The sequence below is a fragment of the Streptomyces sp. NBC_01689 genome (assembly GCF_036250675.1).
Classification (GTDB): domain Bacteria; phylum Actinomycetota; class Actinomycetes; order Streptomycetales; family Streptomycetaceae; genus Streptomyces.
Genome location: NZ_CP109592.1, coordinates 2,572,229 through 2,586,360 on the forward strand (window position 1 = coordinate 2,572,229; position 14,132 = coordinate 2,586,360).

The following is a 14,132-nucleotide window of genomic DNA, read 5'->3' on the forward strand; positions in this document are numbered from 1 at the left end:
TCAGGCCGCTTCGGCCGTCACCCGCCCCGTGCGGACGGCCTCCAGGAGTGCCCGGTGGTCCCTCTCGTTCTGGTCGGCGTAGCGTTCGCCGAACGTCACCAGGGCCCGGTCGAAGACGTCGCCCGCGCCCAGGTACGCGGCGATGGCGATCCGGTCGCCCGACCTCGCGTGCGCGCGGGCCAGGGTGGCGCCGCACAGCTCGCCGAAGGCGCGCATCCCGGCCGGGACCATGGAGTCGGGCTCGGCGATACCCTTCCAGTCGCGCAACTGCCTTATGTAGAAGTCCCGTCGGCTGCCGTCGATGCCCTCCGTCCGTTCCCAGCCGAGGAAGATGTCGCTGGTGGCCTGCATCAGCCGCTGGCCGGAGATCACGCGCTCGCCCTGCGTCCGGTGGCCGCCGGCGCCGACGAACGGTGCGAGGACGGACTCGTCCGCCTCCTTGGCCTGCAGGAGCAGCGGATCGCTGTCGTCGCGGCCGAGCAGGAGCACCACCCAGCAGCGGGTTCCCACGCTGCCGACCCCGACCACCTTGCGGGCCATGTCGACGACGCGGTACTGCTCCATCAGGAACCGCCGGTCCGACTGGAGGCTCCGGCCGTACCGTTCGATCATCCGGCGGATCTGCTTCTCCAGCGTGCCGCGTTCCACGTCCGCGAACAGGTCGGCGAACGGGGTGATGAGCGGTGGTCCGGCGGCGATGCGGGTCTTCCCGTCGACGAGGTGGGTGAGTTTCCCGAAGGCCTGGAGGCTGTCGCGGGTGCGGGCCTTGCGCACCGACTGTGCCCAGCGGTCGCGGGCCCGCGCGCTCACGTCCTGGATGAAGTGCGTCCACACCCAGTTCTCGTCGAACTGGGCATACCAGACCGGGAGGTTGCCCATCTCGGCGAAGTGCCGCATCCATACGCGGTAGGCCCCCACCGTCGACCGGATGACACCTGCGCGCTCCTTGGCGCTGAAGCCGTTGGCCCGGCCCACGACGACGAAGCTGGCGGCGAGCCGTTTGACGTCCCACTCCCAGGGGCCGGGCAGTGTCTCGTCGAAGTCGTTGATGTCGAACATCAGGCGGCGTTCCGGCGAGGCGAGCAGCCGGAAGTTCAACAGGTGGGCGTCGCCGCACAGTTGTGTCCTGATGCCGGTGCGCGGGGTGTCGGCGAGGTCCCCGGCCATGAGCGCGGCGGCGCCGCGGTAGAAGCGGAACGGCGACTCGGTCATCCTGCCGTAGCGGATGGGTACGAGGTCGGGCACCCTCGTCGCCGACTGGGCCTCGATGACGTCCACGGGGTCGGGCCGCCCGGCCCTGGGTTCGAACTCGGCGTGGCTGGAGCGGGGTGCGTGGGAGCGGGCGCCCTTGCCGAGGGCCGCTCGTTCCCGCGGCGTACGGTGCCGGGTGCCGCTGCCGGCCGCGGGGCGGGAGTTCACCGCAGTCGCTCCGCAAGGTGGTCGCCGACGCGCAGGGCGTTGGCGATGGCGGTCAGGGAGGGGTTGACCGCTCCGATGCTCGGGAAGAAGCTCGTGTCGACGACGTAGAGGTTGTCGAGGTCGTGTGCCTTGCAGTGCAGGTCGAGGGCCGAGGTGCGCGGGTCGGTGCCGAAGCGGACCGTGCCCGCCTGGTGCGCGGTGGCGCCGATGGGCATGCCCTTGTGCAGATAGATGCTGTGGGGCAGCAGGTGATGCTCGTGCATGCCCAGGTGGCCGAGCATGCCCTGGAGCCTGTGGCGCAGCCGCTCGAGTCCGGCGGTGTTGTTGTTCTCGTCGAGGGCCAGGTGGATGCGGCCGTCCCGGTCCAGGGTGACCCGGTTGTCGGCGGCGGGGAGGTCCTCTCCGCACAGCCAGAAGTCGACGGCGTGGCGGGCCATCACCTCGAACGGCAGGTCGGGGGTGACGTTTCCGGCCCAGCGGGGTGCTTCGGCGTCGATCTGCGCGGCGTCGGACTTGCCGAGCATCTGGATGCCGCCGAGGGGGTGGTCCCAGTCGTCGGATCCCAGGTACCAGTCGTTCAGGGCCAGGGTCTTCTGGAAGACGGTGTCGTTCGGTTCTCTGGAGAGCGCCATCAGGGCCAGGTTGTTGTGCCGCATGTAGTACCGGCCGACCACGTCGGAGCTGTTGGCCAGCCCCCGCGGGTGCCGGTCTCCGGCCGAACGCAGCAGCAGGGCGGCCGAGTTGACGGCCCCGCAGGCGACGACCACGATGTCGGCGCTGAATTCCCGGGTGGATCCGTCACCGACCGTCGCGACGACCCTGGTGACGGTCCGTCCGCCCGGGTCGGTCTCGAGGCGTCGCACGTCCGCGTGGGTGACCAACTCGACGTCGGGGTGGGCGAGGGCGGGGTCGACGCAGACGACCTGCGCGTCGGACTTGGCGCCGAGCGGGCAGGGGAAGCCGTCCACCCGGTCGCAGCGGATGCAGGCGCTGCCGTGCGCGGCGCCGCCCCGGTCGTCCTGGGTGAGGTCGACCCCGATGGGCAGGTGGAAGGGGTGCAGCCCCTGTTTCTCCAGGTCGTCGCTGAGCTGCTGGATGCGCGGCTCGTGCCGGACGGGCGGGTGGGCGTACGGGGCGCCGGCCGGGCCCTCGGTGGGGTCCTCGCCGTGCCGTCCGTGCACCCGGTAGAGGTGCTCGGCCTGGGTGTAGTACGGCTCCAGTTCGTCGTAGCCGAGCGGCCAGGCGGGCGAGACGCCGTCGTGGTGGCGGAGTTCACCGAAGTCCTCGGGACGCAGCCGGAAAAGGGCGGCGCCGAAGAACTTGGTGTTGCCGCCGACGTAATAGTTGATCTCGGGCGGGAACGGTTCGCCGTGTTTGTCGAACCAGAATTCCGGCGCCCGGTATTTCCCTTTCACGAAGACCGCGGTGGAATCCCAGTTGTCGCGTTCCCGGGGAAGATAGCCGCCCTTCTCGAGAAGAAGGATGCGTTTCCCGGTGGGCGCCAGCCGGTGGGCGAGGGTGCCTCCGCCCGCGCCGGTTCCGACGATGATGACGTCGTAGTGCGTATCGGTCATGCCGGCCACCGTCCTCGGAACTTGGTCCGGTCCTGCCGGGCGGTTCGGGAGGGGGAAGTACCCGACGCGTGCCGCGCGGTCCGGCCGACGGACATCCCGTCCCGCCGGCGGCGACCTCCTCGACGGCTCACGGCTTCCTCGACGACCAAGGTATCCCCGGGCGGTGGCCCCGGCGAGTTGGGCCGGTCGGGTGAGCCCGGTGCTCGCGCACGGCGGTCCCCCGCGCACGGTGTCCGGTGGGCCCGCGACGCCGGCGGCGCCCGCACCGTTGCGCCGTACGGGTGACGCGAGCCCGGTGAGGGCGAGGGCGCGCGCGGGGGTGCGGCCCGGACACGCGGGACGAGGGGGCGCGGGGATGCGGCCCGGACACGCCGGGCGGGGAGGTGCGGGTGCGGGCGTCCGCGACGGCCCGGCACGGCGGGCCGGGCTTCACCCCGTCACAGGATCGCGAGCGGATTGACGGGTGAGCCCGTGGCCTCGGGCAGCCGGAGGGGGGCGATCACGCAGAGGAACGTCCAGCGGCCCTCCCGCGCGCAGATCGGCGCGAGATCCTCGAACCGCAGATAGTCGAGGAGCTGCATCCCCATCGCGTGGACGGCGAGCACGTGCACCGGGAACGCGACCCCCCGCACGGCGCTCGGGGCCGTGTCGTTGTTGCCGTCGCTGCCGAGGACGGCCACCTGTCGCGAGGCCAGGAACTCCAGGGCCGTCGGGTGCAGTCCGGCGCGGGCGCGGGACACGTCCCAGGGGCCCAGCTCCTCGCGGCGCCTGCGGTGCCCGACCCGGACGAGGACGATGTCGCCCCTGCGCACCCGTATCCCCTGCCGCGCCTCGGCGGCGATCAGATCGTCGCAGGTCACGTCGGTTCCCGGTTCGAGCCAGGAGAGTCCGTACAGCCGGGGGATGTCCAGGAGCACGCCGCGTCCGACGATTCCGTCGCGCGCCAGCTCGACGGAGAGGGCGCTCGCCCCGTCCGGCGACAGCGCGTCCGTCGCGGCCAGGCCGCCGTGCAGGGTGCCGTCGTAGATGACGTGGCACAGCGCGTCGAGGTGACTGTCCGCGTCGCCGTGGACGTTCATGGCGAAGCGGTCGCGTGCGAAGTCCAGGCCGCTCGGCGCCGGTTTGCCGTAAGGCGGAGCGGTGAGCCGGTGCTCGGCGGGATCGGTGTCGTCGGGTTCGGTACGGGTCTCCACCAGGGCGGCGAGCGAGACCGTACGGCCCGTCCGCACCTCGGCGACCGCCGCGAGCACCTGCTCCTCGGTGATCGTGTCCAGGGCGCCCCGGGGTGTGGAGGCGCCGGGGGCGACGGCGCGCAGGTGTCGGTGGAGCGACCGGAATTCGGCCTCGCTGAGCTCGTCGGACGTCCGCATGTCCCCACCATCCGACAGCTCCCGGAGTCCGGCACGCCGAGTCGCCGGGCCCTCCCGGTCACCCGGAACGCGGGGCCGGGCGTCCGAGGCCCGGTGTCAGGCCGGCGGGATCGCGGACGGCGCGGGACCCGGAGGACCGGTGTCGAGGAACTCGCGGACGGCGAAGGCGGCCAGCACGATCACCACGGTCCACACCACGACCGCCGTGGTCGGGTAGTTCCAGGTGAACAGCACGACCGCGGCGATCAGCAGGATCGCGGCGCCGATCCACCGCTTGAAACGGTGCACGAACCGGCCGACCGCGCCGAGCGGGAGGCCCGCCGACACCGCGACCTCGCGGACGGCCCCGATCCCCCGGCCGCAGCCCGTGCGGACGCGGGCGGCGACGGGGGACGGACCGGCGAGGAAGGCACCGATGGCCGTCGCCAGGGCGAGCGCGCCGACCGCCCGTACACCGGCCCGCAGGAATCTCACCAGCGCGTCGAACACGGCGGCCGCGGCGGCCTCCGACGCGCCCACGGGAAGGCGGTCGAGGTAGATCGCCCGCAGGACCGTGAGTGCGAAGCCGAGCACCACCATGGCGAGGAACACCCCGACGGCGGCCCCGATCAGGGCCCGGCGGCGGTTGACGGCCAGATACACCCCCAGGGCGGCGATCAGCACGGCGACGACCGGCAGCCAGCCACCGACGATCTCCAGCACCCGCAGATACGTCCTGACCCTAGCGATGTCCTTGGAGGCGAACACCACGAAGTCCGTGTGCACGGCCGGGATCAGGGCCGCCGGCTGCAGACCGGCGGCGACCAGCCGGTCCTTCACCTCCTTCACCAGCGGGGCAACGTCGATGGCGACCTGACCGTTCTCGACGGAGACCGCGCCTCCCGACTCCCCCGTCAGCGCCTTGTCCAGGGCCGCGTGGGCCCTGCGGTTCGCGTCCACCCAGACGGTGTCGAACGCCTTGCTCGCGACCACCCGCTCCACGGTGTCGCCGACCAGGCTCTTCAGACCGCTGGTGATCGGGCCGGTCAGACCGCCGAGCAGCTTGGCCGCACCCGTCGGCGCACCCTTCTCCGAAGCGGCCCGCTCCAGGTCCTTGACCAGCTTCTCCACGTCGATCCGGTCCAGGACCACCTCCGTGACCCGGTCCGTGACCGCCCTCTGCACGGCCGGATCACCGGCCAGCGGCCCGACCGTGGCGACGTAGCGGTCCGTGTCCCGCACGATGCTGTCCGCCCACACCGCGACGACCGACAGCAGCGCCAGCAGGGACGCGAGGAGGATCAGCAGGACCGACCCCGTCGACCGCGCCCAGTGGTGCCGCGCGGCACCCGCCGGCCCGGCGCCCTCGAGAGCGCTGACCCGGTGGCGCAGCTCGTCCAGCTCGGCGCGTTCCCCCGCCGGGAGACGCGGCCCGGTACCGGGCGGGGCCGCGGGAGGCCGGTCCGGATCGGGTGGAGGCGCGCTGCTGGTCATGGGTACACGAGAGCCCCACGGCCCCGATCCGGCGACCCGGACGGGTCCGGCGGGTGAACGCCGCACCGAGGTGCGACCGGTTCCGTGCGATGTTGCAATGGCATGCGGGAACAGCGGGAATTCCCGGGACGCCATGACCATCCAGGGGTGAGACTGTGACCGAATCCGTCAGCGAATCCATGCAGGGTGAATTCATCGAAATGGGGCCGATCGACTACGTGGTCGTCGAGTTTCCCGGCAGCCGTACGACCGGCGAGGGGTTTCCCCTGCTGGTCGATCTGGTGGACCGCGGCCTCATCCGCATCCTCGATCTGATGTTCGTCAGAAAAGAGGACGACGGATCGGTGACCGGCCTGGAGATCGCCGATCTCACCGGCGACGGAGCCCTGGACCTCACCGTCTTCGAGGGGGTGTCCTCCGGCCTGCTGGACGAGGAGGACATCGAGGAGGCGGGCCACGCCCTCGCGCCGGGCAGCTCCGCCGGGATCCTGGTCTACGAGAACCTGTGGGCCGCGCCCTTCGCGGCCGCCCTGCGCCGCGGCGGCGCCCAGCTGGTGGCCTCCGGCCGGATCCCGATGCCGGACGTCCTGGCCGCGCTGAACGCGACGGAGAGCGCCCGGTCCGCGAGTGCGTAGCGCCGGGGGCGGCGATCACCGGGCCGATCTCACGCGCCTTGCCCCATGAACCGGCCCCGATGGCGGCGCGGTGGACGTGGTCGGCCCGCGCCCCGAGGCCCCCCGGCCGCGACCCCTCACCCCGGCTCGTCAGGCATCGCCCGGCGGACCGTCCCTCCCCTCGCAGCACCGCCCTCCAGCGCGCCTCTCGGCCCCGTGCGGGACTCGACCGCGGCACACACCAGGGCGAGGGTCACCGGAAGGGGCGCGGCGGCGTCGACGGTGAGACCCGGTTCGTCCGCTTCCAGCGGCTCCAGCGTCTCGAACTGGGAGTCGATCAACCGTGCGGGCATGAAGTGACCGGTGCGCCGCGCCACACGGTCCCGCGCGGTGTCCCGGTCCAGGGCGAGGAAGAGACACCAGAGCCCGGGGCCCGCCGCGGCCCGGAGTTCGTCCCGGTAGGCGCGTCTGAGCGCCGAGCAGGCGAGGACCAGCCCTTCCCCGGCCTCCACCGCCCGTCGCACCCGGCGCGCGAGGGTCCGCAGCCAGGGCTCACGGTCGGCGTCGTCCAGCGGGTGACCGGCGGCCATCCGGGCGATGTTCGCGGCAGGATGGGCGTCGTCGCCCTCCACGAACGGCACGCGCAGTTCCGCCGCGAGCGCCCTGCCGACGGTGGACTTCCCGGAGCCCGACACCCCGAGCACCACGACGATCGGCGGCTTCCCCGGGGCGGCGCGGTTCACGGTCCCCGTCCGCTCACCGGTCAGCCGCCCGTGGCGAATCCGGGGAACAGGGTCATTCCGCCGTCCACGTAGATCGTGGAACCGACCACGTAGTCGAAGAGGTCCGAGGCCAGCGCCACCACGACGTTCGCGATGTCCTCCGGGTCGCCGACACGACGGTAGGGGATGAGCCGGAGCAGGTCGGACTCGGCCTCGGGGGTGTCCCAGGCGCTGCGGTTGATGGGGGTGCGGATCGCTCCCGGGGCGACGGCGTTCACCCGGATCCGGTACGGGGCGAGCTCCTGCGCGAGGGTCGCCATGAGCATCTGCACGCCGCCCTTGGAGGACGCGTAGTTCACATGGCCCGACCAGGGGATGACCTGGTGGACCGAGCTCATGCAGATCACCTTCCCGGCGGAGCGGGACACCTCCGGGACGACACCCCGGCGCATGAACTCCTTGGCCGCCTCCCGAGCGCAGAGGAACTGGCCGGTCAGATTGACGTCCAGCACCTTCCGCCACTGCTCGACGGTCATGTCGGTGAGGGCGGCGTCCCGCTGGAGTCCGGCGTTCGCGACCAGGACGTCGACGGTCCCGAACTCCCGGACCATGTGGGACACCATGTCGCCGACCTGGTCCTCCTGGGACACGTCCGCCTCGTACGCGTAGGCGCGGACGCCCGAGGACTCGATCTCGCGCACCACGTCCTCCGCGGCCTCCCGCCCGGCCACGTAGTTCACCACCACATCGGCGCCCGCCCGCCCCAGCGCGATCGCCGTGGCCTTCCCGATCCCGGAATTGGCGCCTGTGACCAGGGCCTTCTGCCCCCTGAGGAGCTGAGGGGCGGAAGGCGGGCTCATGTCTCCGCGGCTGTTCTCCACGCGTGCCTCCTTCTGATGCCGGTACGGACGTCCGGCGGACGCTTCTGTACCGATGCGGACGCCCGCGGCCGCATCCCGTGCCGGTGCGGACGTCCCACGGGCGTCCGCACCGCGTCGTCGGCGGGCCGCGGGCGCGTCGCCCGTCGCCCCGCCGGAACCGCCGCCGGAACCGCCGCCGGAACCGCCGCCGGTACGAGCCGGACGGCCCGACGCCCCCGCGAGGGGTGGTCGGGCCGTCCGGCCGTCAGGCCGTCGGGATCGGTACGGCCGGCGCGATGGGCCGGTCGGCTACGGCATGCGGGCGCCCTGGGTCTCGCGGGACTCGCGGGACTCGCGGGCGTCCCTGGCTCCGATGCACAGCGCCCAGATGACGAAGGCGTCCACCGCGATCAGCACGATGGCCCAGACCGGGTAGTACGGCAGCCAGAGGAAGTTGGCGATCATCGACAGGCCGGCCAGCGCGATTCCGGTGATGCGCGCCCACATCGCCCCGCGGAACAGGGCGATACCGGCCAGGACGACCAGGACTCCGAGGACGAGGTGGATCCAGCCCCAGCCCGTCAGGTCGAAGGTGTAGGCGTAGTTGCGGGTGACGACGAAGACGTCGGTCTTGACGATGGCGGCGATCCCCTGGAATATCGCCATCGCTCCACCGAAGATCATCATGACTGCGGCGAAGGCGGTCCAGCTGGACACCCAGATTCCTCCGCCGTGGCTTTCGTCGCGGCTTCCGGTGTCGTGCTGGTGCATTCCGGTCGTGGCCATTTCGAGCTCCTCCCGCATAGGCCTCGCCACCGGCCTGTGACCGCCGGTGGCCCGAATTCAGCTTGCCACGAGAATCACCGACCGGCAGAACGTCGCCTTTTCCGCCCCGGGCGCGGGGCGGAAAAGGCGGGGAACCGCGGTACGGAAGTGCGCGGGAATTCCGTCGGTGGTCCAATGAACGGGTCCTGTGAACACCCCTCACGGACCGTCCCGCGCACAGCCGCGCGCCCCCGGACGGAGCGAGCCGGACGTACCGCCCGCTCACCCCGTTGCTCCGAAGGTCCGAAGGTCCGAAGGTCCGGGGCTCCGGGGCTCCGGGGCTCCGGTGAGAAAGGAACCCGACATGCCAGGTCTCCTCCGCGGAGTCGCCCGTACCGCCGTGGTGGCGGGCACGGCGACGGCCGTGTCGAACCGTGTCTCGCGCCGTCAGCAGGGCCGCTGGGCCCGGCAGGGCCCCGGGCCCGTCCCGGCCGCCTCCTTCGTCGCGTCTCCCCCGCTCCCCCCGTCGGCCCCGCTGACCGACGACATGAACGACAAGATCGACCAGCTCAAGCGACTCGGCGAGCTCAAGGCCCAGGGCGTGCTCACCGAGTCCGAGTTCACCGACCAGAAGCGCAGGATCCTGAGCGACGACTCTTGAGCGACGACTCTTCAGTCACCGACGGAGATCCGTCCGACTCAGGGAGCGTCGAGGCCGGGGTCGTCGAAGCAGGGGGCGTCCGACGAGGACGCGCTGTCAGCCGCCCGTGTGCGCGACGGCGTGCCGCAGCGAGCGGTGGGCCACCACGACCCAGGCGGCGACGAGCAGGACGTAGAGGGCGACCGCGGTCCAGACGAACACCTGCGAACCGGTACGCGACGCGAGGGCCGCGGTGCCGGTGACACAGGCGCCGAGCGGGAAGATGAAGGACCACCAGGTGGGCGCGAACGGCAGCCCCGACCTCAACTCCCTTACGGTCAGCGCCGTGGCGAGCACCAGCCACAGCATGGCGAAGCCCCACACCCCGACCCCGCCCAGCAGCGCGAGGACCGCCGTGCCGTGCACGTACGGCGCGGGCAGCGCGCCCGGCGCCGCCGCGGCCAGCGCGCCCAGTCCCGTGACGATCTGTCCCAGCGCCCCGAGTCCGATCCACACCGTCGGCACCATCGCGCCGGTGGGCGCGTCGTGGTGCACCAGACGGCTGTAGACCATGGCCAGCACCAGCAGGGCCGCGACCAGTCCGAGCCCGAACATCGCGTAGCAGCCCAGCACCAGGTCCAGCCGCAGCTGCCCGGCCGGCATGTGCGGAACGAGCAGCGCGCCCGTGGTGGCCGAGACCAGCGGCGGTACCACCGGCATCAGCCAGCCGCCGAACGCCGCGTCGGGTGCGAACCGGTGCCGGGTGACCATCAGGTACGGCACCGTGACGGCCGTGGTGAGACCCAGCACCGTACCGGTCGACCACAGCACCAGGTCGACGTCCAGGGCGGCCCGTTCACCGATCACCGACGGGCCGAGCTGCAGTGCGCCGGCGCCCACCGTCAGCAGGGCCACGGCGGGCGCGCCGAAGAACTGGGCCTGCGTCGGGTCGGCCGCGTGCAGCCGCAGCGCCCGCTGCCGCAGGTACCCGACCGCCAGCGCGACGAGCAGCAGACACGCCCCCGCCCAGACCACCGTGGCGGCCGTCCGCAGTCCGGGGAGGCTCCGGGGCAGTGTGACCACCGCGTTCGCGACGATGCCGGTGCCCATGACGGCCGCGAACCAACTGGGGCCGAACGGCGGACGGCCCGTCATCTGCGCGGTGGGCAGCGGCGGACGGTCCGGGAGAACGGCTCCCGGGGCCGCGCCGCCCTCGATCGGGACGGCTCGGGCACTGCTGGGTTGGGGTGTCACGGCGTGGAACGCCTCTTTCCTCGTCTCGGGATTCACCGTCGTGAACGGGCGCCCGGAGAGCCTCAGCCCGACAGAACGCGGGTCGCGGCGAAGTCCGTCGGCCCGTCGGCCCCACGAGGCTAAGTGCGCCGCCGTCGCCGGCCGCACGGCACCGAGCGCCACAACGCCCTCACATCAGGACCTGGCCCGGAGCGCCGTCCGGGACCGCGGACGAGTCCGCACGGCCCGCTCGCGCGGGAACGTGACCCGGGAAGACGGTCATGGCCGTGCGGGAGGACACCGGGCCCTCACATCCGGACATGACGTACCGGTACGCGCGGGCACGTCCTGATCTGCCGCACTCCTGGCACGCTCGCCTCTCCGGTCGCGGCGCCGAGCACTCGTAGCCTCGTGGACAGCGCACGAGGTCGACGGTCCTCAACGCCGCGGACCACCTCGGCCCCAACGGCGGCGTGGCCGGCCGGCCGCTCCGCCCGCGACAGTCTTCGTACGTGGAAAGAAGGCGTTCTACGCCGTGGCATCACATTCAGGCAGTGCTCTCTCGATCCCGCACCAGGTGGAATTCGGTATCAACGAATGGCTCGTCGACGAGTTCCGGGAGCGGTATCTCCGTGATCCCGACTCGGTCGAGCGGGTCTGGCGGGACTACTTCCGGGCGTCCGTGACAGCGGCCGAGGTCCTGCCCGCCCCCGCCGGAGCGACCGTGCACACGCCGACGGCGCAGGCACCGGACCCCGACCTCGTGGTCAAGGCGGTCCGGGTCGCCGCGCTGATCCACTCGTACCGCGTCCGCGGGCACCTCGCGGCGGCCACCGACCCGCTGTCCGCCGGGCCGTCCGCGGGCCATCCGGACCTGGAGCTCTCGGGCCACGGCCTCGACGCCGCGGACACCGCCCGGGAATTCCCGGTCGACGGTTTCGCGGGGAACCGCTGCATGACGCTCGGCGACGTACTGACCACGCTGCGCGCATCCTACTGCGGACCCACCGGCATCGAGTACATGCACATCCAGGACCAGCGGGAGCGGCTCTGGATCCAGCGCCGCGTCGAGGTCCCGCCGCCCCGGCCGGGCCGCGCCGAGCAGCTGCGGATTCTGTACCGGCTGGGATCCGCCGAGGCGTTCGAGACGTTCCTGCACACCAAGTACGTGGGGCAGAAGCGGTATTCGCTGGAGGGCGGGGAGGCGGCGATCGTCCTGCTGGACACGGTCCTGGAGCGGGCCGCACGGCTGGGCATGCACGAGGCGGTCGTCGGAATGGCGCACCGCGGCAGGCTGAACGTCCTCGCCAACATCGTGGGCAAGCCCTACGCCCAGATCTTCGACGAGTTCGAGGACGCGGTCGACGTCCGGTCCGCCCAGGGCTCCGGCGACGTGAAGTACCACCTCGGCGCGAGCGGCACCTTCCACACCCCAGACGGTCACTCGATCGCGGTCTCCGTGGTGGCGAACCCCTCCCACCTGGAGGTCGTGGGGCCGGTGGCGCAGGGTCTCGTCCGGGGACACCAGGATCTCGCCCAGGACGGTCAGGGCCCCCACTCCGTGCTCCCCGTGGTGATCCACGGTGACGCCGCCCTCGCGGGCCAGGGAGTGGTGGCGGAGACCATGAACATGTCGCGGCTGCCGGGCTACACCACCGGCGGCACCGTCCACCTGGTCATCAACAACCAGCTGGGATTCACCACAGCTCCCTCGGTCGGCCGGTCGAGCACGTACGCGACCGATGTCGCGCGGACCGTCGAGGCCCCTGTGTTCCATGTCAACGGCGACGACCCCGAAGCGGTCGCCCGGGTCGCGCAGTTGGCCTTCGACTACCGTCAGACGTTCCACAAGGACGTGGTCGTCGACCTGGTCTGCTACCGGCGTCACGGACACAGCGAGGTCGACGACCCCTCCATCACGCAGCCAGCCATGTACGACCGCATCGCCGAGAGGCCGTCCGTGCGCAAGCTGTACGCGCGGTCGCTGCAGAGCAGCGGCGTGATCAGTGAGCAGGAGGCCGAGAGCGCCCAGCAGGGCTACCGCGAGCAGCTCCAGCGGGCCTTCGCCGAGACGGCCGGGGCGTCCGCGTCCGACGGCGGTCCGGTTCCGGCCGGCGTCGTCGCGGCTCCCCCGGTCCGCCGGGCCGTGACGGCCGCCTCAGAGATGACGCTGCGTCACATCCTGGGCTCGCAGATCGACCTGCCGCGGGACTTCACCGCCCACTCGCGGGTGCTGCCCCAACTGCAGCGGCGGGCGGCCATGTTCGACGACGGGAACGTCGACTGGGCCACCGCGGAGGCGCTCGCGATCGGGTCGCTGCTCCTGGACGGGGTCCCGGTCCGGCTGTCCGGGCAGGACTCCCGCCGGGGCACCTTCGGCCAGCGGCACGCGGTCCTCGTCGACCGGCTCACCGGGCGGCAGCACACTCCCCTGAACTCGCTCGGCGCGGAGGCGGCGCGCTTCACGCCGTACGACTCCCTCCTGTCCGAACTCGCCGTGCTCGCCTTCGAATACGGCTACTCGCTTGCCCGTCCGGACGCCCTGGTGCTGTGGGAGGCGCAATTCGGCGACTTCGCCAACGGCGCCCAGACGGTCGTCGACGAGTACATCTCCTCCTCGGAGCAGAAGTGGGGGCAGCGGTCGGGCGTCACCCTGCTGCTGCCGCACGGTCTGGAGGGACAGGGACCGGACCACTCCTCCGCCCGGATGGAACGGTTCCTGCAGTTGTGCGCCGACGACAACCTGACCGTCGCCAACCCCTCGCTGCCGGCCAACTACTTCCATCTGCTCAGGGAGCAGGGCCTGGACGCGGGGCGCAGGCCGCTGGTGGTCTTCACCCCGAAGTCCATGCTGCGGTCGAAGGCCGCGACCTCCGCCCTGGAGGAGTTCACCGAGGGGTCGTTCCGTCCCGTCGTCCCGGACACCACGCGGGACCCGGCGCGGACCGAGCGGGTGCTGCTGTGTTCGGGAAAGGTCTTCTACGACCTGGACGCGCACCGCCGCGCGTCGGGCGAGGACCGCACCGCCCTCGTGCGGGTGGAGCGGCTGTACCCCTTCCCCGCCGACGAGTTGCGGGCCGAACTGTCCCGCTACCCGTCGGACGTGGACGTGCGCTGGGTGCAGGAGGAACCGGCCAACCAGGGCGCGTGGACCTTCGTCGCGCCGCGCCTCGCCTCCCTGGTCACCGCACCGGCGGGCTGTGTGAGCCGCCCGGCGGCCTCGGCTCCCGCGGTGGGGTCCCACCGCCGTCACGCGGCCGAACAGCGGGATCTGGTCGGGCGGGCGTTCGCCTGACGCCCGTGGGTGCCCGGCCGGGAGAGCGCGGACCGGCCGGGACGGCGCCGCCCGGCGCGGGGCGTCACGCCGGGCGACGGCGCCGGCGGTACACGTGCACCGCCAAGTCCCTCTCCCCGCAGGCCCGTTCCGCCTGCGCCCCGTTCTCTCCGCGCGCCCGTGCGGTC

10 protein-coding genes and 1 pseudogene are annotated in these 14,132 nt (G+C 72.3%); 3 read left to right on the forward strand and 8 right to left on the reverse strand.

Translation table 11 applies throughout. The annotated features are described in order from the left end of the window. From OG776_RS10945 to OG776_RS10960, 4 genes are all read right to left on the reverse strand, one after another. Positions 1–1,419 (reverse strand): DUF2252 domain-containing protein, encoded by a 1,419-nt coding sequence (locus OG776_RS10945; protein ID WP_329326402.1) that lies wholly within the window; start codon positions 1,417–1,419, stop codon positions 1–3. Next, positions 1,416–2,993: a GMC family oxidoreductase gene (locus tag OG776_RS10950; RefSeq protein WP_329320341.1), complete on the reverse strand. Its 1,578-nt coding sequence runs from the start codon at positions 2,991–2,993 to the stop codon at positions 1,416–1,418. The genes OG776_RS10945 and OG776_RS10950 overlap by 4 nt, the downstream gene beginning before the upstream one ends. Before the next feature lie 437 nt (positions 2,994–3,430). Beyond that, complete coding sequence (locus OG776_RS10955) at positions 3,431–4,363, reverse strand: cyclase family protein (RefSeq protein ID WP_148012939.1); 933 nt, start codon at positions 4,361–4,363, stop codon at positions 3,431–3,433. A gap of 96 nt (positions 4,364–4,459) precedes the next feature. Next, the gene (locus OG776_RS10960) at positions 4,460–5,836 is read right to left on the reverse strand and encodes a hypothetical protein (RefSeq protein WP_261994920.1); all 1,377 of its coding nucleotides are present in this window, start codon (positions 5,834–5,836) and stop codon (positions 4,460–4,462) included. A 200-nt stretch (positions 5,837–6,036) separates the two neighbouring features. On the opposite strand from OG776_RS10960, the gene OG776_RS10965 reads away from it, so the two are divergent. Continuing rightward, positions 6,037–6,471, forward strand: coding sequence for a DUF6325 family protein (locus tag OG776_RS10965; protein ID WP_148013282.1), 435 nt, complete (start codon positions 6,037–6,039; stop codon positions 6,469–6,471). 116 nt (positions 6,472–6,587) lie between these two features. Here OG776_RS10965 and OG776_RS10970 read toward each other — a convergent pair whose 3' ends face one another. The 3 genes from OG776_RS10970 to OG776_RS10980 form a co-directional block, all read right to left on the reverse strand. Next, the gene (locus OG776_RS10970; RefSeq protein WP_148012940.1) at positions 6,588–7,193 is read right to left on the reverse strand and encodes a gluconokinase; all 606 of its coding nucleotides are present in this window, start codon (positions 7,191–7,193) and stop codon (positions 6,588–6,590) included. Positions 7,194–7,213: 20 nt separating this feature from the next. Further along, entirely contained in the window at positions 7,214–8,032 is an 819-nt protein-coding gene (locus OG776_RS10975) for an SDR family oxidoreductase (RefSeq protein ID WP_329323692.1), read from the reverse strand. 309 nt (positions 8,033–8,341) lie between these two features. After that, a complete protein-coding gene (locus tag OG776_RS10980; RefSeq protein ID WP_410093292.1) occupies positions 8,342–8,818 on the reverse strand; it encodes a DUF7144 family membrane protein in 477 nt (158 codons plus the stop codon). A gap of 343 nt (positions 8,819–9,161) precedes the next feature. On the opposite strand from OG776_RS10980, the gene OG776_RS10985 reads away from it, so the two are divergent. Further along, positions 9,162–9,458 (forward strand): SHOCT domain-containing protein, encoded by a 297-nt coding sequence (locus tag OG776_RS10985; protein WP_329320347.1) that lies wholly within the window; start codon positions 9,162–9,164, stop codon positions 9,456–9,458. Between the two features lie 96 nt (positions 9,459–9,554). Here the strand turns inward: OG776_RS10985 and OG776_RS10990 are convergent, their stop codons facing one another. Next, positions 9,555–10,691: a TDT family transporter gene (locus OG776_RS10990; protein WP_261994921.1), complete on the reverse strand. Its 1,137-nt coding sequence runs from the start codon at positions 10,689–10,691 to the stop codon at positions 9,555–9,557. A gap of 526 nt (positions 10,692–11,217) precedes the next feature. Here OG776_RS10990 and OG776_RS10995 point away from each other — a divergent pair. After that, positions 11,218–13,965, forward strand: a pseudogene (locus OG776_RS10995) (multifunctional oxoglutarate decarboxylase/oxoglutarate dehydrogenase thiamine pyrophosphate-binding subunit/dihydrolipoyllysine-residue succinyltransferase subunit); the annotation flags it as partial. Positions 13,966–14,132: the final 167 nt, after the last annotated feature.